General features: G+C 65.9%; 14 protein-coding genes and 1 tRNA gene. 9 read left to right on the forward strand and 6 right to left on the reverse strand.

All coding sequences use genetic code 11. The features are described 5' to 3' along the window. The first annotated feature begins 7 nt into the window (after nucleotides 1-7). The 5 genes from AC3A4Z_RS06480 to AC3A4Z_RS06500 all read left to right on the forward strand — a co-directional run bounded on the left by AC3A4Z_RS06480 (nucleotide 8) and on the right by AC3A4Z_RS06500 (nucleotide 7282). A complete protein-coding gene (locus tag AC3A4Z_RS06480) occupies nucleotides 8-2323 on the forward strand; it encodes a transglycosylase domain-containing protein (RefSeq protein ID WP_498710828.1) in 2316 nt (771 codons plus the stop codon). A gap of 9 nt (nucleotides 2324-2332) precedes the next feature. Further along, nucleotides 2333-3277 carry a metallophosphoesterase gene (locus AC3A4Z_RS06485; RefSeq protein WP_498711127.1) on the forward strand — a complete coding sequence of 315 codons (945 nt, stop codon included), beginning with the start codon at nucleotides 2333-2335 and terminating at the stop codon, nucleotides 3275-3277. Between the two features lie 212 nt (nucleotides 3278-3489). After that, nucleotides 3490-5298, forward strand: a complete 1809-nt coding sequence (locus tag AC3A4Z_RS06490; protein WP_498710829.1) for an ABC transporter ATP-binding protein — start codon at nucleotides 3490-3492, stop codon at nucleotides 5296-5298. Beyond that, entirely contained in the window at nucleotides 5295-7121 is a 1827-nt protein-coding gene (locus AC3A4Z_RS06495; protein WP_498710830.1) for an ABC transporter ATP-binding protein, read from the forward strand. The genes AC3A4Z_RS06490 and AC3A4Z_RS06495 overlap by 4 nt, the downstream gene beginning before the upstream one ends. A gap of 84 nt (nucleotides 7122-7205) precedes the next feature. Next, nucleotides 7206-7282: transfer RNA gene (locus AC3A4Z_RS06500), tRNA-Pro, on the forward strand. 138 nt (nucleotides 7283-7420) lie between these two features. Here AC3A4Z_RS06500 and AC3A4Z_RS06505 read toward each other — a convergent pair. After that, nucleotides 7421-7639, reverse strand: coding sequence for a hypothetical protein (locus AC3A4Z_RS06505; protein ID WP_050053803.1), 219 nt, complete (start codon nucleotides 7637-7639; stop codon nucleotides 7421-7423). Nucleotides 7640-7770: 131 nt separating this feature from the next. On the opposite strand from AC3A4Z_RS06505, the gene AC3A4Z_RS06510 reads away from it, so the two are divergent. Next, a complete protein-coding gene (locus AC3A4Z_RS06510; RefSeq protein WP_498710831.1) occupies nucleotides 7771-9036 on the forward strand; it encodes a helix-turn-helix domain-containing protein in 1266 nt (421 codons plus the stop codon). Between the two features lie 50 nt (nucleotides 9037-9086). Here the strand turns inward: AC3A4Z_RS06510 and AC3A4Z_RS06515 are convergent, their stop codons facing one another. Next, the gene (locus AC3A4Z_RS06515; protein WP_498710832.1) at nucleotides 9087-10025 is read right to left on the reverse strand and encodes a phosphoribosylaminoimidazolesuccinocarboxamide synthase; all 939 of its coding nucleotides are present in this window, start codon (nucleotides 10023-10025) and stop codon (nucleotides 9087-9089) included. 1 nt (nucleotide 10026) lies between these two features. Further along, a complete protein-coding gene (gene purD, locus AC3A4Z_RS06520) occupies nucleotides 10027-11343 on the reverse strand; it encodes a phosphoribosylamine--glycine ligase (protein WP_498711128.1) in 1317 nt (438 codons plus the stop codon). A 95-nt stretch (nucleotides 11344-11438) separates the two neighbouring features. Here purD and AC3A4Z_RS06525 point away from each other — a divergent pair, with 95 nt between their 5' ends. Together AC3A4Z_RS06525 and AC3A4Z_RS06530 are read left to right on the forward strand one after the other, a co-directional pair. Beyond that, nucleotides 11439-13013 (forward strand): molybdopterin-dependent oxidoreductase, encoded by a 1575-nt coding sequence (locus tag AC3A4Z_RS06525; RefSeq protein WP_498710833.1) that lies wholly within the window; start codon nucleotides 11439-11441, stop codon nucleotides 13011-13013. 36 nt (nucleotides 13014-13049) lie between these two features. Next, the gene (locus AC3A4Z_RS06530; protein ID WP_498710834.1) at nucleotides 13050-14066 is read left to right on the forward strand and encodes an asparaginase; all 1017 of its coding nucleotides are present in this window, start codon (nucleotides 13050-13052) and stop codon (nucleotides 14064-14066) included. A 46-nt stretch (nucleotides 14067-14112) separates the two neighbouring features. On the opposite strand, the gene AC3A4Z_RS06535 is transcribed toward AC3A4Z_RS06530, so the two are convergent. Beyond that, nucleotides 14113-14484: a VOC family protein gene (locus AC3A4Z_RS06535; protein ID WP_498710835.1), complete on the reverse strand. Its 372-nt coding sequence runs from the start codon at nucleotides 14482-14484 to the stop codon at nucleotides 14113-14115. Nucleotides 14485-14617: 133 nt separating this feature from the next. On the opposite strand from AC3A4Z_RS06535, the gene AC3A4Z_RS06540 reads away from it, so the two are divergent. Continuing rightward, complete coding sequence (locus AC3A4Z_RS06540) at nucleotides 14618-14998, forward strand: sterol carrier family protein (protein ID WP_498710836.1); 381 nt, start codon at nucleotides 14618-14620, stop codon at nucleotides 14996-14998. 6 nt (nucleotides 14999-15004) lie between these two features. Here the strand turns inward: AC3A4Z_RS06540 and AC3A4Z_RS06545 are convergent, their stop codons facing one another. Next, complete coding sequence (locus AC3A4Z_RS06545; RefSeq protein ID WP_498710837.1) at nucleotides 15005-15766, reverse strand: SDR family oxidoreductase; 762 nt, start codon at nucleotides 15764-15766, stop codon at nucleotides 15005-15007. A gap of 52 nt (nucleotides 15767-15818) precedes the next feature. Continuing rightward, nucleotides 15819-16562, reverse strand: a complete 744-nt coding sequence (locus AC3A4Z_RS06550; protein ID WP_498710838.1) for an aspartate/glutamate racemase family protein — start codon at nucleotides 16560-16562, stop codon at nucleotides 15819-15821. Nucleotides 16563-16564: the final 2 nt, after the last annotated feature.

Below are 16564 nucleotides of genomic sequence, written 5' to 3' on the forward strand. Positions count from 1 at the left end.
GGAAAACATGGCGACTCGTAAGAACCCATTATTCGACACTGCCACCACCCTTGGAAAGATCCTCGTTTTCCTTGGCGTGAGTGCACTTTGTGGTGTCCTGGTAGCAGGCCTGCTGGTCCCCGCGGCAGCCGTCTCGGGCAGCGCGGCCAGTGGTTCGATCGAGTTCTTCGACACCCTTCCGGCAGAGCTGAAGGTTGATCCGCCCAACCAGACCACCAGGATCCTGGCCGCGGACGGCAGCGAGATCGCCAGCGTCTACACGGAGAACCGCACCAAGGTTGCACTGGACCAGATTTCGCCGTTCATGAAAGAAGCTGTCATCGCCGTCGAGGACAGCCGTTTTTATGACCACGGCGGTGTGGACACCACCGGTATCCTGCGCGCCCTGGTGAGCACCGCGCGCGGCAACAAGCAGGGCGCCTCCACCATCACGCAGCAGTACGTCAACAACGTCCTCAACGCCAACCTCGCCGCCGAGGGTAACGAGGACCAGATCAAGCTCAACGGCGTGAACAAGGGCGTGGGCGACAAACTGCGCGAAATGAAGCTGGCCATCGCCCTGGAGAAGGAGTTCAACAAGGAGCAGATCCTTGAGGGCTACCTTAACATCGTGTTCTTCAACCGCGATGCGTACGGCGTCGAGGCCGCGTCCAGGTTCTTCTTCAGCACCTCGGCCAAGGACCTCTCGCTCCCGCAGGCTGCGCTGCTGGCCGGCCTGGTCAACAGTCCCTCCGCGTTTGACCCCATCGCCAACCCCGACCGCTCGAAAGAGCGCCGCGACCTGGTCCTGGGCCTGATGCTGAACCAGGGCAAGATCAGCCAGGCAGACCATGACGCGGCCGTCGCCACTCCGGTGGAAACCAAGGTGACCCAGCCCAAGCAGGGCTGCGCCTACGCGTCCAGCGCGCCTTACTTCTGCGACTACATCCTGCACCTGCTGGAGAACAACCCGGCGTACGGCGCAGACCTCAAGGAGCGCCAGCGCCTGATCTACGGCGGCGGCCTCACGATCACCACCACGCTGGACCCGAACGCCCAGGCCGTTGCCCAGGAGCAGGTCAACGCTTCCGCCGGCGCCAACCCGGACAAATGGGGCGCTGCGATGGTGTCCGTGCAGCCGGGCACCGGCAAGATCGTCTCCATGGCGCAGAACACCTCCTTCCTGCCCGGCGAGGGCAGCTTCGATTCCCAGTTGAATTTCAATGTGGACAAGCTGGATAAGGACGGCAACGACCTTAACGGCATGGGCGGCGCCCAGCCCGGCTCCACCATGAAGCCGTTCACGTTTGCTGAATGGCTCAATGAGGGCAAGTCCATGAACACCGTGGTGAATTCGGCCCAGCGTGTCTACCCGCTGAGCTTCCCGTGGCGGCATACCTGCGGCAAGGTGACCGGCGGCTACAGCACGGCGCAAAAGAACCAGGGGCTTGGCACAGCTGATGACCTGCAGAACGCAGAGCCGCAGTGGTACCGGCCGCTGTCCGTCCTTGAAGGCCTCTACAACTCAATCAACACCGTGACCTTCGCTTCCGCAGCCCAGCTGGACTTCTGCGGCATCCAGAAGGTGGTCGACGCCGTCGGACTCCACAGCGGCCTGCCGTCCCGGGACGGCAGCGAGCCGAATCCCAAGGTGGATATGTCCCTCCTGGGCAACCTCCTGGGTTCAACCCAGACGTCACCGCTGACCATGGCCAGCGCCTTCGCAACGTTCGCGAATGACGGCAAGTTCTGTGAAGCCATCGCCATCACGTCCGTCAAGGATGCAACCGGCAAGGATCTGCCCGCTCAGTCCACCAGTTGCCGGGACGCCATCAAACCCGAGGTGGCCCGTGGTGTGAACTACGCGCTGCAGGAAGTCCTCAACCGGGGATCCGGCTCGCTCATCCAGCCCCGGATCTCCACCAGGACCAGCTTCCCCATCGGCGCCAAGACCGGTACGTCCAACAACAACGGCTCCACCTGGGTTGTTGGCCACACCACCGGCCTGGCCACTGCTGCCTGGTTCGGTGACGCACTGGGAGACCAGGGCCGCGCGGGACAGAACATCACGGTCAACGGGAAGTTCTACCAGGGCATTGACGGCTACATGATCGCCGGGCCGATGTTCTCCAACTTCATGTCCAGGATCGCCCCGTCCTACGGCACCAATCCGTTCCCGGCGCCGCCGAGCAACCTCCTCAATGGCGGCGGAGCCACTACACGGACCACCCCGTCCACGCCTCAGGCCACTACGGCTCCTTCCGCACCCGCCACCCAGCCTGCACCGCAGCCGAGCAGTAACGGCAACGGGAACGGAAACGGCAATGGAAACGGGAACGGCTAGCCGCCGATGATGTCGACCAGTGCTTTGGCAAGCCGCGCCCGGACTATCGGGCGCGGCTTTGCCGTCACCGCAGGAGCCGGCGCCGCGGCGGGACTGGCTGCCGTCGGGTACGGCCTGTGGGAGAAGAACCAGTTTGAGCTGCGCGAGGAGACGCTGGACATCCTCCCGCCCGGGCAGGCACCCTTCCGCATCCTGCACCTGAGCGATATCCACTTTGTCCCGGGGCAGGACAAGAAGGCGGCCTGGCTGGAGTCCCTGGCAGGCCTGGAGCCGGACTTGGTGGTCAATACCGGCGACAACCTCAGCCACGCCAAGGCCGTGGACCCGCTCCTGGCGGCGCTCCGCCCCCTCCTGGAGTTCCCCGGCGTCTTTGTCCCCGGTTCCAACGACTACTTCGCGCCGAGCCTGAAAAACCCGGCTTCCTATTTCCTGGGCCCGTCCAAGGTGAAGCCGAAGCCCGTCCAGCTGGACTGGCCCCGCTTGCGCTCGGGCTTTGGCATGGGCGGCTGGATAGACCTGACCAACCGGCACCAGTCGGTGGCCCTGAAGGGCATCCGCTTCGACTTTTCCGGTGTGGACGATCCCCACCTGAACCGTGAACGCTACGCCGGCTGGCCCCGCGGGACGGTCAACCAGAACGCCGTTCCGCATCTGCGCGTCGCCGTCATCCACGCCCCCTACCAGCGCGTGCTGGACCACTTCACCGAGGACGGCGCGGACCTCCTGCTCGCCGGGCACACCCACGGCGGCCAGTTGTGCATTCCCGGTTACGGCGCCCTGGTGTCCAACTGCGACCTCCCCACCTGGCGGGCCAAGGGCCTCAATGACTGGCAGAGCAACGGAAGCACGACGCCGGTAAACGTCTCGGGCGGCATCGGCACCTCGCGCTTTGCCCCGGTCCGCATCGCCTGCAGGCCCGAAGCGGTCCTGCTCACCCTCACCTCGCCCAGCTGACCCCGTTGCGCTACCGGGCTTGGGTCCCCACTGGGGCTTTGGGGAACCACACCTGATAGCTCAACCGGAGGGCGCGGTCGCGAAGTCCATTGCGTCATGCAATAACTGGCCAAGTTTCAAAGGCGGCCCGGAAGCCTGTGAATCGTCTCACGCCATGGCATAGGGTAGTTGCTACGGGAAACTACATTCGATTTAGAGCTTGAGAAGCGGGCATGGCCAAGCAAACTCCATTTTTTCGATCAATCAGCCGCCTCTACCCCCATGTCCGGCCGATCATCCCCCGGCTTCTGCTGGGTCTTCTCTGCGCCCTGATGGCAAGTGTTGTTGCTCTCGCCATCCCGCAGGTCCTCCGGGTGCTGGTCAATGAATCGTTGGAAGCCGGCGGTGCAACGGAAGCAGTCTGGATTTCCGCGGGCGCCATCCTGGTGTTGGGCGTAGCCGAGGCCGGCCTGGTGGCCCTGCGCCGGCAGTTCGTCATCAACCCTGCCACGTCAGTGGAAACCAAGATGCGGATTTCGCTCTACGACCACCTCCAGGACTTAACGGTTTCCTTCCACGACCGCTGGGGATCCGGCCAGCTGTTGTCCCGTGCCATGACGGACCTGAACTTCCTGCGCCGCTGGATGGCATTCGGCGCCATCATGCTGGTGGTCACCACCCTCACGGTGATCATCGGCATCACCGTGATGTTCGTGATGAGCTGGCAGCTGGCCCTCATCTTCCTGGCCGCCGCGGTGCCCATCATGGCCTACAGCTTCCGGTTCCGGACCCGCTTCAGCAGGGTGGCCCGCCGCAGCCAGGACCAGGCCGGCGACCTCGCCACCACTGTGGAGGAATCCGTCCACGGCATCCGCGTGCTCAAGGCCTTCGGGCGGAGCCGGGAGGCGCTCGAAAACTTCAACGAACAAGCCGAGGAACTGCGCCAGACGGAAATCGAAAAGGCACGCCACCAGGCGACATTCACCATGGTGGTCACACTGCTTCCCGAACTTGCCCTCGGTGGGGGCCTGGTAGTGGGCGTGATGCTGTGCGCCGGCGGGCAGCTCAGCATCGGTTCGCTGGTGGCGTTCTTTGCCACCGCGGCCGTTATGGCCTCGCCGGTGGAGTTCTCCGGAATGCTGCTGGCCATGGCACTTACTGCCAAGACCGCCGTCGACCGTCACTTCGAAGTGATGGACACGCCCAACACCATCACCAGTCCCCCGGAGCCGCGCCGGCCCGGCGAACTGGCCGGCGCACTCCGTTTCAACAGCGCCACCTTCGCCTTCGAGGACGCGCCGGATAAACCCATCCTGAAGGACATCAACCTCGACGTCCGGCCTGGTGAAACCATGGCGCTGGTGGGAACCACCGGCAGCGGCAAGAGTGCCCTGATCCAGCTTGTTCCGCGCCTCTACGACGTAACCGGCGGTGCCATCACTATTGACGGCGTGGACCTGCGGGACTTCGATGTGGAGGAGCTCCGCCGGATCGTCGCAGTGGCCTTCGAAGACACCACGCTGTTCTCCAATTCGGTCCGGGACAACGTCCTGCTCGGCGCTCCAGTGCGCACCGACGCCGTCCTCGACGAGGCCCTGGACGTGGCCCAGTCGCACTTTGCGTACTCGCTGCCCGAGGGTGTGGACACCCTGATCGGCGAGGAAGGACTCAGCCTTTCCGGCGGGCAGCGGCAGCGGATTGCCCTGGCCCGCGCCATCGCCGCGCGCCCCCGCGTGCTGGTCCTGGACGATCCGCTGTCCGCCCTGGACGTCCACACGGAGGAACTGGTGGAAACGCGCCTCCGGGCCGTGCTGAAGGACACCACCACGCTGATCGTGGCCCACCGCCCGTCCACCGTGGCGCTGGCGGACCGGGTGGCGCTGCTGGAGGACGGCCGGATCACCGCCGTCGGCACGCACACCGAACTGCTGGCGGGCAACCCCCACTACCGGTACGTCATCGCCAGCCTGGACCATGAACCGCGCGACCTGGACTCCGAGCTGTCCGCCCTCGAGGACCAGGCAGAGGAAGCGACCCGATGAGCAGCACAACGTTCGGCACGGCCAACGAGGACAACGCCCACCTCAGCAAGAGCGACAGCAGGGCAGTACGACGGCGGTCGCTGGCTTTGTTGCGCAGCCTGATCCGGCCGGTACGGCTGCGGTTCTGGCTGACGATTGCCACGGTGGTCCTTTCGCAGGCGGCCCGCGTGGCCGGTCCGGCGCTGATCGCCTTCGGCATCGACAATGCGCTGCCCGCCCTGCAGGCCGGGGACAACCTCCCCCTGGTGTTCACCGGCGTCGCCTATCTGCTCGCGGCGGTGGCGACGGCGGGACTCACCGCCCTGTATGTGACCTCCACCGCGCGGCTGAGCCAGGCCATGCTCCTGGATTTGCGCCTGCGGGTGTTCCGCCACACCCAGCGGCTGAGCCTGGAGTTCCACGAGAAGTACACATCCGGCCGGATCATTGCCCGGCAGACCTCGGACCTGGAAGCCTTGCGCGAGCTCCTGGACTCCGGCGTCAGCTCGTTGGCGTCCGGCATGCTCTTTATGATTTTCACCGCCGTCACGGTGTTCGCGCTGGACTGGCGCAGCGGCCTGCTGGTGCTGGCTGCGGGTGTCCCCATGTTCTTCCTGGCCCGCTGGTACCAGAAGCACTCCCAGATCGTGTTCCGCGAATCCCGGGTGGTGTCCGCCCGGCTGATCGTGCACTTTGTGGAGACGATGACCGGCATCCGGGCAGTGAAGGCTTTCCGCAAGGAGCATGAAAACGCTGACCGCTACGGCAGGCTTGCCGAGGACTACCGGCTGGTGACCGTCCGGTCCATCAACCTCAACGGCATCTTCCAGCCGGGGCTGGTGCTGATCGGAAACGTGTGCGTGGCCGTGGTGCTGCTTTTCGGCGGGTTCCGTGTGCTCAGCGGCGACCTTGCCGTGGGTGTGCTGCTGGCGCTCATGCTGTCCACCAAGCGGTTCTTCCAGCCCGTGGACCAGATGGCGATGTTCTACAACTCCTTCCAGAGTGCCCAGGCAGCCCTCGAGAAGGTATCCGGCCTCCTTGAGGAAGTGCCCACTGTCCGGCCGCCCAAAAATCCGGTGGCACTGCGGAACGCCAGGGGTGCGATCGATTTCAAGGACGTAGAGTTCCGCTACGGCGACGGCCCGCTCGTCGTGCCCCGGCTCACCCTGCACATCCCTGCCGGCCAGACAGTGGCCCTGGTGGGCCAGACAGGTGCCGGGAAATCCACGCTCGCCAAGCTGATCGCCCGCTTCTACGATGTTTCCTCCGGCTCGTTGACCCTGGACGACGTGGACCTGCGCAAGCTGAGTACCACGGACCTGAGGCGGAACATCGTCATGGTCACCCAGGAGGCCTTCCTGTTCAGCGGTTCCGTGGCCGACAACATCGCGCTGGGCCGGCCGGAGGCGTCGAGGGCAGAAATCGAGGAAGCAGCGAAAGCGGTGGGCGCGCATGACTTCATCCTGGAACTTCCCGAAGGATATGACACGGATGTCAACAAGCGCGGCGGCAGGGTCTCGTCGGGGCAGCGCCAGCTCATCAGCTTCGCGCGGGCGTTCCTGGCCCGCCCGGCCGTGCTGATCCTGGACGAGGCCACGTCGTCGCTGGACATCCCCTCAGAGCGGCTGGTGCAGCTTGGGCTCGCCCGACTGCTGGCGGGCACGGACGCCGCCAGCAGGACGGCACTGATCATCGCGCACCGGCTGTCCACTGTGGAAACCGCGGACCGGGTGCTGGTGGTGCACGACGGCCGGATCGTCGAGGACGGCTCACCCGCGGAGCTGATCGGCGGCGGCGGACGCTTTGCCGACCTGCACGGCGCGTGGAAGGACTCGCTGGTCTGAGCCGGGGTATCGGGCGGCCAGATGCAGGATTTCGCATCGGGACCCCGCATCGGCTATCCTTGTAAAGTTGCTTTTGCAGCGGATCGGGATGTAGCGCAGCTTGGTAGCGCGCTTCGTTCGGGACGAAGAGGTCGCAGGTTCAAATCCTGTCATCCCGACCATAACGAAAGAGGGTCTCCTACGGGAGGCCCTCTTTTGCGTTCCTGGCCGGCCCCGCCAAACAGCAACTTTCGGGTAAAGGGAAAGGCCCCGGAGCAGTTGCTCCGGGGCCTCCCTCGCCTCCTGTGTTGAGGAAGCTATTACATCGGGTCAGGCCAGTTGCCGGTGTACGTGGTGTACGTGGTGTCGGTGTTCTTATCCTTGACCGGCTTTGACATGGGATCGGGCCAGTTGCCCGTGCGTGCTACGGCAACATTCTCCGTGTCGGCGATGGAACCCGCAGACAGAACGGCCGGAGCCGCGGCAGTGAAGGCCAGTGCCCCAGCCAAAGCGGCGGCGGCTGCAATCTTCTTCAACATATATGTTCCTCAATACGAGTCGGATTCGTTACAAATTCAGCACAGCCCTTGTTGACATACATTGTAAAATGTTTTCCACAGAGGCTGTCAAGCCTCTGATGCAAAAGGTGTCCGGAAAAGGAGGAAATCCCGTGGGCAACGGATTCGGGGAGAAGCTCCGGGCGGAGCGGCTTGAGCGCGGACTGACACAGGCTGAACTGGGCAAGGATCTCTACTCCCCCAGTTACATCTCCCTGCTTGAAACCGGCCGCCGGGAACCAACGGCGGAGGTGATTGACGAGCTGGCCAAACGGCTTGAGCTTGCACCCAAGGCACTTGAGGCCTGGAGCCAACCTATTACTGTCAGCGACGCCGAGTACGTCCTGGCCGGCCTGTACGCACGCCAGGCGTGGGACTTGCGGGACTATCCGCTCGCCGCAAGCCACGCGGCCAACGCGGCCCAGATCGCCCTTGACGGCAAAAACACCAGCGCCTGGTGGAACATGTCGTATATGCAGGCCGAATGCCTGATGAAGCACGGCGACCTGAAGGAGTGCCGGGAGATAATCCAGCGCCTGCTGGAGCATCCGATGGCTACGGAGTCGGTGGGCCTGGGCGTGCGCGCCCGGCAGATGCTGGCCACGGTGTGCCAACGCCAGGGGCAGTTGTCAATGGCTGTCAACTACGCCCAGGAGGCCATGGAGCTTTCGCGCCAGCTGCCCAAGAGTTCCACCATCATCGTGGGCGCACTGCGGGTCCTGATCGGCGCTCTCGCGGAGAGCGGCCGCCTGGATGAAGCGTGGAATTCCTGCCAGGACCTGCTGGCCCAGGTTGATGAAAATGCCATGTCACAGCTCGCCGGCGAGGTGGCGTGGGTGGTGGGCAACGTGGCCTTTATGCGCCACGACTACACCGAAGGCGTCAAGCACCACGAACGTGCCGCGAAGCTCCTCTCCCCCGCCAACGACATCGAACTCTGGGCACGGTTCAACAAGGCATCCGCCGCGGTGCGGCTCTCGTCGGGAATTGTCGAGCCCGAAACCCTGTCCTCGATTGAACGGGCGGAGCTGGCCTTCTCCATCGTCGGCGGAACCAAGAGCGATGAGCTGGAGGTCGCCTTCATCCGGGCCCGCTGGCTGTACCTGACCGGGGACATTGTCGCCGCCGTCGAAAAGCTGCGCGAGATCCATGCCGAACGCAAGGCCCTGGCCAAACACACGGCCGGGGAAGTGTCGCTTCTCCTGGGCAAGTCCTTAAAGGCCGCGGGCGAAGCCGACGAAGCGCTGGTCCACCTGGAGGAAGCCCAGAAGGCTTTCAGCGCGGCCGGAGCAGCGGACCGTGTCCAACAGGCCCTGGACGCCGTCCTGGAAATTCGGCTTGCCCAGCAGCGGGCGGCAGCGGCCTCCACGGCCAGCTAAGCCGCGCCACCTGCCCGGAGCCGCTGGGGCTCCGGACTAGCGGGCATGAGTCAGGCGAAGCTTTTCCCGGTGAGTTTCTCGTACGCCTCAACGTAGCGGCTGCGGGTACGGTCCACTACGTCAGCAGGCAGAGCCGGCGGAGGTGTATCCGAGGACCTGTCCCAGCCGGATTCTGCGGACGTCAGCCAGTCCCGGACGTACTGCTTGTCGTAGGAGGGCTGCGCCTGTCCCGGCTGGTACGTGGAAGCATCCCAGAACCGTGAGGAATCCGGCGTCAGCACTTCATCGCCCAGCGTGATCGAACCGGAGACAGCGTCGTAACCGAACTCCACCTTGGTATCGGCCAGAATAATCCCGCGCTCCCGCGCGATCGCCTCCGCCGTGGTGTAGATCTGCAAGGTGAGCTCGCTCAGCCGGCCGGCGATGTCGTCACCGACCATGCCCACTACGGCGTCGTAGGTGATGTTCTCGTCATGCTCGCCCACCGCGGCCTTGGCCGACGGCGTGAAGATGGCGTGCTCCAGCCGTGACCCGTCCACCAGGCCCTCCGGCAGCGGGATGCTGCACACGGTTCCGGACGCGCGGTACTCCTGCAGACCCGAGCCGGTGAGGTAGCCGCGGGCAATGCACTCCACCGGGAACATGTCCAGCTTCTTGCAGATCATGGCCCGGCCTTCCACAGCCGCCGGCACCCCGTCCTCCACGGTGGACGCCAGCACGTGGTGCTCCACGTCCAGCTGGTCGAACCACCACAGGCTCAGCTGGGTGAGGATGCGTCCCTTGTCCGGAATCTCGCTGGCCAGGACGTGGTCGAAGGCGCTGATGCGGTCGCTGGCCACCACCAGCACGCACTCCTGGCCCACCCGTTCCACGATGGAATCGTCGGCGGGCTCGTACAGGTCGCGCACCTTGCCGGAGTAGACATGCTTCCAGCCCGGCAGGTCCAGGGTGGCAGTGTTGAAGCCGCGGTTTGCGGGGGTCTCGCTCATGCTATGCCTTCGCCTTCGTTACGGGCAGTGATCCGGTGGCGCCGGACGATACCCTGATTTCACCGCGGGCGGCCTTGCGGCCAATATCCGTGCGGAACTGCGAGCCTTCAAGCTGAACCAGTTCCACGCCGTCGTACGCTTTTTCGCGCGCCTCCACCAGATCGCTGCCCAACGCAACGACGGCGAGGACGCGGCCTCCCGCCGAGATCACCTTGCCGTCTTCGTCGAAGGAGGTCCCGGCGTGGATCACGTGCACGCCTTCGAGTTCCTCCACCTTTTTCAGCCCGCGGATGCGGTCCCCGGTGCGTGGGGTGTCGGGGTAGTTTTCGGAAGCGACGACGACGGCGACAGCCGTTTCCTTGGACCAGCGCAGCTCTTCCGCCGTGTCCAGTTCGCCCTTGGCGGCTGCCAGGAGCAGCGCTCCGAGAGGGGTCTTGAGCCGCGCCAGCACCGCCTGCGTCTCGGGATCGCCGAAACGGACATTGAATTCGATGACGCGGGTGCCGCGCGAGGTCAGGGCCAGCCCCACGAACAGCACGCCCACAAACGGGGTGCCGCGGCGGGCCATCTCGTTGACGGTGGGCTGGGCCACGCGGTCAATGACTTCCTGGACCAGGCCTTCGGGGGCCCACTCCAGCGGGGTGTAGGCGCCCATGCCGCCGGTGTTGGGGCCTTCGTCGTTGTCGAAGATCCGCTTGAAGTCCTGGGCCGGTGACAGCGGGACGGTGTTCTGGCCGTCGCAGAGGACAAAGAGGGAAACCTCGGGTCCGTCCAGGAACTCCTCGATCACCACGGAGCCGCCGGCATCGAAGCATGACTGTGCGTGGGCCAGGGCTTCGTCGCGGTTCCTGGTGACCACTACGCCCTTGCCGGCGGCGAGCCCGTCGTCCTTCACCACGTAGGGTGCACCGAAGGTGTCCAGGGCTGACGCGGCTTCGTCAGCGTTGGTGGCCACCATGGCCATGGCCGTAGGCACGCCTGCCTCCGCCATGATTTCCTTGGCGAAGGCCTTGGAGGCCTCGAGCTGGGCGGCGGCCTTGCTGGGGCCGAACACGGGGATTCCGGCGTTGCGGACGGCGTCGGAAACACCTGCTGCGAGCGGCGCCTCCGGACCCACCACCACCAGGTCCACGGCGAGCTTGGTGGCCAGGGCCGCTACGGCGTCGGGATCGTTGCCGTTGATCTTGTGGGTGGGGACCAGCTTGCTGATGCCGGCATTGCCGGGGGCTGCGTGGACCTCGGATACGTTGGGGTCGGCGAGCAGGGAGCGGACAATGGCGTGTTCGCGGCCTCCGGGGCCGATGACTAGTACCTTCACAGTCTCCAAGGGTACTTTGTGGACCCAGCCCGCTCCTAAGCTGTGTCAGCGCCCGCCAAAACAATCCCGGGAGCGGTCCGCTCCGAACCAATGTCATGAAAAAGCTCCTGAACTGGCTCAAAGGTCCCAACGCCATGGCCGCGCTGGCAGGCGTGGTGGCGGCCGCCGTCGTGCTTGCCGTGGCCGAGTTGGCGGGAGCGTTTTTTACGGCCCGCGCCACCCCCGTGTTTGCCCTGGGCTCCACCTTCATCGACTTCACGCCGTCGTGGATGAAGGACTTCGCCATCGCCACGTTCGGCACCAATGACAAGGCAGCGCTTTTTGTGGGCATGGGCCTCACCATCGCCGTCCTCGCCTGCGTCCTGGGCCTGGTGGCGTACAGGCGGTGGGCGCTGGGCGCGCTGGGGGTCCTGTTTATGGGCGCGGTGATCGTGGCCAGCGTGGTCACCCGTGCCGGCGTAGGCCCCGCCGACGCCATACCATCCGTGGTGGGAACCCTCGCCGGTCTGGTGGTGCTCCGGCTCCTGGTGGCCCGGTTGCGGGGCCTGAAGGCGTGGCCTGAAGCCCCGGCAGACTCCGCGGACCGTGCCGTGCCCGGCGGTTCCAGCCGCCGTCGCTTCTTCGCCGCTGCCGGGATCACCGCCGCTGCTGCCGGTATCGCCGCGACGGGCGGCAGGCTCCTGGGTGCGGCCCGCAGCAACATCGCCCAGGCCCGGGAGGCGCTGCAGCTGCCTGCACCGGCCACTGCAGCCGCCGCGCTTCCGGACGGCGTGCAGTCCCCAGTCGCGGGCGTTCCGTCCTGGCTGACGCCCAACGGTGAGTTCTACCGGATCGACACCGCTCTCAGTGTCCCGGAAATCAACGCCGACGAGTGGGAGCTGCGGGTGCACGGGCTGGTGGAGGAGGAAGTGCGGCTCACCTTCCAGGACCTGCTCGACGCCGACCTGATCGAATCGCACGTGACCCTCACCTGTGTCTCCAATCCCGTGGGCGGCAACCTCGCCGGCAACGCCAAATGGCTTGGCCTGCCTATCCGTGAGGTGCTGAAGCGGGCGCGGCCCAAGGCCGGGGCGGACATGGTGCTTTCCACCTCGATTGACGGTTTCAGCGCGTCCACTCCTTTGGAAGTTCTGCAGGACGGCCGCGATGCCATGCTGGCGATCGGCATGAACGGCGAGCCGCTTCCCCTCGAGCACGGCTACCCCGTGCGGATGGTGGTTCCGGGCCTGTACGGTTTCGTCTCCGCCACCAAGTGGGTGGTGGACCTCGAAGTGACAAAGTTCGCGGACAACAAAGCGTATTGGACCGAGCGCGGCTGGTCCGAGCGGGGGCCGATCAAGACCATGGCACGGGTGGACGTTCCCCGGTCCTTCGCCAAGGTGCCTGCCGGCAAGGTGGCCGTGGGCGGCACCGCCTGGGCCCAGACCCGGGGCATCACCAAGGTGGAGCTCCAGATCGACAACGCTGACTGGGTCGAGGTGGACCTCTCCGCCGAGGCGTCCCTGGTGACCTGGCGCCAGTGGTCCTACGAGTGGGATGCCGCGCCCGGCCCGCACTACCTGAAAGTCCGGGCCACGGACGGCACGGGTGAAGTGCAGACCGAGCAGCGGGCCGATCCCGTTCCCGACGGCGCTTCGGGGTGGCAGTCGGTGATGGTCACCGTGGAGTAGCCGGGCATCCGGGATGCGGCCCCCTAGACTGGCAGGATGCCGCATAACCCGCATGCCACCTTTACCGTGGACTCCGCCGTCGAACTGGCCGTGATCGAGCGCAGCGGCTTTGTGGAATCCCGGCACATTGGCTCCGCCGTCCTGCTCTCCGCCGACGGGTCCGTCGTCACCGAACTTGGCGACATCAACACCCCGATCTACGCCAGGTCTGCCCTCAAGCCGTTCCAGGCGCTGGCCTCGATGCAGTCCGGCGTGCCGCTCCGTGGTGCCCAGGTGGCGCTGGCCTGCGCGAGCCATGTGGGTTCCCTGGATCATATGGATGTGGTGTCCGGGATGCTCAAGGCGGCCGGTGTGCGGGAGGACCAGCTGCAGTGCCCGGAGGCCTGGCCGCAGGATGAAACGGCCCGGAACTGGCTGGTGCGTTCCGAAAAGGGCAAATCCAAGCTGGCTTTCAACTGTTCCGGCAAGCATGCCGCCTTCCTGTGGGCCTGCACGGAAAACGGCTGGGACACGCACAGCTACCTGGAGCCCAACCATCCGCTGCAGCAGCAGGTCCGAGGCGTCATCGAGGAATACACCGGGGAGAAGATCGCCCATCTCGGGATCGACGGCTGTGGCGCCCCGGTGGCAGCTGTTTCACTCAAGGGCCTGGCGCGCGGCTTTTCGCAGCTGGCCAAGGCACCCGGCGACCAAAGCTTCAACGCCCGGGCGGCCACCATCGCAACATCGATGCTGGACTACCCGTGGGCCGTTCAGGGCCGCGGCGAGGCCAACACCATTGTGATGGACGAGCTGGAAATCATCGCCAAAATCGGGGCCGAAGGCGTGCTGGCCATGGCCACGCAGCAGGGCGTTTCCGTGGCGGTTAAGATCCTCGACGGGAACCTGCGTGCCACCTCGCTGGTGGCGCTGACCTTGCTGGCCGCTGCCGGCGCCGTGGAAGTTCCGGGCGTGGCCAGTGTGCTGGAGAAGGTCGTTGAGCCGGTGCTGGGCGGCGGCCGCCCGGTGGGTAAGATCCGGCTGGGCCCCGCGGTGTCGGCGCTCCTGGACTGACTGTTTCCGGGAGGGAGAGCTTCTGGACTGGAGAGCTGCCGGCGGGTCAGACGTGCTGGTCCACGATCACCGGATTGCCGTCCGGGTCCACCACGATGAAGCTCGCCGGTCCCGACACTCCTTCCTCTGCCTCGGCGAGGAAGGGGATGCCCTGGCCTTTGAGCTCCCGCTGGAGCTCACGCACATCGGTGAAGGATTCAACCGCCTGGGCATCCTGGCCCCAGCCCGGGTTGAACGTGAGGGCGTTCCTCTCCAGCACGCCTTGGAAGAGGCCCACCACCGCTTCACCGTTCCTCAGGATGAGCCAGTTTTGGGAAATTTCGCCGGCGAACGGGGTGAATCCGAGTTTTTCGTAGAACTCGGCGGAAGCCTGGATGTCCTTGACATTGAGGCTGACCGAGAAAGCGCCGAGCTGCACGGTGGCTCCGTTTCTGTGGCTGACGATGTTGTACCGATGGTACCCGCGGGCCCGCCGGATTCCTCCGCCGTGGACGTCCGCGATACGCTGATTTACTTTGCCGCTTCCGCCTGGCCGAAAGGATCCCGGAATCATGCCTGTAGCCCGCCGTCGCATTGACGTTCAGGAAGGCGCCGCCGCGCTGGAGGCGTGGCGGAAAGCCGCCAGCCCGTCGTCGGACCTTCCGTCCGTCCCAAGGCCCGTCATGGCCACTGCGGTGCGGTACACGCTGGAGGAAGTCACCGCACGGGCTCCTGGAAATTCGGTGGAGGTGCGCGTGCCGCCCTTCGGCGTGACGCAGTGCGTGGACGGCCCCCGCCACACACGCGGAACCCCGCCGAACGTGATCGAGTGCGACGCCGGCACCTGGCTGGCGATGGCCACCGGGCAGTTGAGCTGGGCGGACGCCGTCGCGGCCGGGAGAGTAGCCGCGTCAGGCCTGCGAGCGGACCTGTCGGCCCTGCTCCCGCTTTGATTGGGGTCAGCCGCGGCCGATATACGGCATACCCGCGGCGGTGACCACCACGGACCCCACACTCGCCGAGGCGGGCATGTTGGCCATCATCAGGACCGCCCGGGCAGCATCCTCCACGGGGAACGTGGGCTCCACCCGGCGGCTGCCGTCGGCCTGCAGCGCCCCCTCCCCCACTCCGATGGTGTCCATGATGTCGGTAGCCGTGTTGCCGATGTCGATCTGCCCGCAGGTGATCCCGAAGTCCCGGCCGTCCAGCTCGATGCTTTTCGTCAGCCCGGTCAAGGCGTGCTTCGTGACGGCATAAGCCACCGTCCTGGGCCGGGGCGAGTGCGCGGAGATGGAGCCGTTGTTGATGATCCGCCCGCCTTGCGGATCCTGCGCCTTCATGGCCCGGACCGCGGCTGCGGCGCACAGCATCGACCCGGTGAGGTTCACCGCCAGCGTGGCGTCCCAGTCGGCCAGCGAAATCTCATCCACGCTCGCCGCCGGACCGAACACCCCGGCGTTGTTGAACAGCAGGTCCACGCGCCCCCACTTCTGGCGGGCGGCCGCGAAAAGGCGCTCGACGTCGTCGGGCCGGGTGACGTCGCAGCTGACCGGAAGGGCCTGCGGATGGCCGTCCGCTGTCTCCACCAGTTGCGGCTCCCGCCGACCGGCGAGGGCAACAGCGTAGCCGTCGGCCAGGAGAAGGCGGGCCACCGCCCGGCCGATGCCGGAACCCGCTCCAGTGACTACAGCGACGCGGCCCTGGGCCTGGGGATGGTTCAAACTCTTCTCCTGGTGTGCCTGTGGTGCCAACGGCTGCCGCGCTGGGCGTGCCCTAGAGGGAGGCCGCTACGTCCGCGCTTTTCAGCGGCCAGCCTATGACGGTCTTGGGCCGCGGCGCAGCGTAGGTCCGGACTTTGGATGTGGACAGGCGCATGCGGACCAGGGACTCGGCGATAGTGATGGCGGACGCGACTCCGTCCACCACCGGCACGCCGGCACGCTGCCGGATCTGCTCGTCCAGCCCGGCCATACCGCCGCAGCCGAGCACAATCACCTCGGCTTTGTCCTGGCTGACGGCCAGCATTGCCTGGCTGATAATGGCTTCCACCGCACGGTCCGGCTCCTCCTCGAGTTCCAGGACGGCCATCCCGCTGGCCCGGACGGAGGTGCAGCGGGCATCAAGGCCGGCAAGTTTGAGCCGGTCCTCGATGAGCGGGACGGTCCGGTCCAGGGTGGTCACCACTGAGTACTTGTGGCCCAGGAACATTGCGGTGCTGGCTGCCGCCTCGGTGATGTCCACTACCGGGACGTCGAGCAGTTCCTGCAGCCCCTCCCGGCCGTGCTCGCCGTACCCGGCCTGGACGACGGCGTCGAACGGTTCCGGATAGCGGGTCACCGCATCCATCACGGCGATGGCGGCAAGGTAGCTTTCGAAGTTGCCCTCGCAGGAGTCGGCGCCAAAACGGGGCGTGATCCCGACAATTTCCGTTCCCGGCGCCGCGATGCTGCGCGCCTGGGCGGCGATGGAGTCCGTCATGGACCCGGTGGTGTTGACGTTGGCTACAAGGATGCGCATGG

This window comes from Arthrobacter sp. Soil_C_49, assembly GCF_057656635.1.

What these genes read in the sequence shown, in the direction of transcription:
- AC3A4Z_RS06480 (WP_498710828.1), top strand. Translation starts at nt 8, where the DNA reads ATGGCGACTCGTAAGAACCCATTATTCGACACTGCCACCACCCTTGGA.
- AC3A4Z_RS06485 (WP_498711127.1), top strand. Translation starts at nt 2,333, where the DNA reads ATGTCGACCAGTGCTTTGGCAAGCCGCGCCCGGACTATCGGGCGCGGC.
- AC3A4Z_RS06490 (WP_498710829.1), top strand. Translation starts at nt 3,490, where the DNA reads ATGGCCAAGCAAACTCCATTTTTTCGATCAATCAGCCGCCTCTACCCC.
- AC3A4Z_RS06495 (WP_498710830.1), top strand. Translation starts at nt 5,295, where the DNA reads ATGAGCAGCACAACGTTCGGCACGGCCAACGAGGACAACGCCCACCTC.
- AC3A4Z_RS06505 (WP_050053803.1), bottom strand. Translation starts at nt 7,639, where the DNA reads ATGTTGAAGAAGATTGCAGCCGCCGCCGCTTTGGCTGGGGCACTGGCC.
- AC3A4Z_RS06515 (WP_498710832.1), bottom strand. Translation starts at nt 10,025, where the DNA reads ATGAGCGAGACCCCCGCAAACCGCGGCTTCAACACTGCCACCCTGGAC.
- AC3A4Z_RS06525 (WP_498710833.1), top strand. Translation starts at nt 11,439, where the DNA reads ATGAAAAAGCTCCTGAACTGGCTCAAAGGTCCCAACGCCATGGCCGCG.
- AC3A4Z_RS06530 (WP_498710834.1), top strand. Translation starts at nt 13,050, where the DNA reads ATGCCGCATAACCCGCATGCCACCTTTACCGTGGACTCCGCCGTCGAA.
- AC3A4Z_RS06540 (WP_498710836.1), top strand. Translation starts at nt 14,618, where the DNA reads ATGCCTGTAGCCCGCCGTCGCATTGACGTTCAGGAAGGCGCCGCCGCG.
- AC3A4Z_RS06550 (WP_498710838.1), bottom strand. Translation starts at nt 16,562, where the DNA reads ATGCGCATCCTTGTAGCCAACGTCAACACCACCGGGTCCATGACGGAC.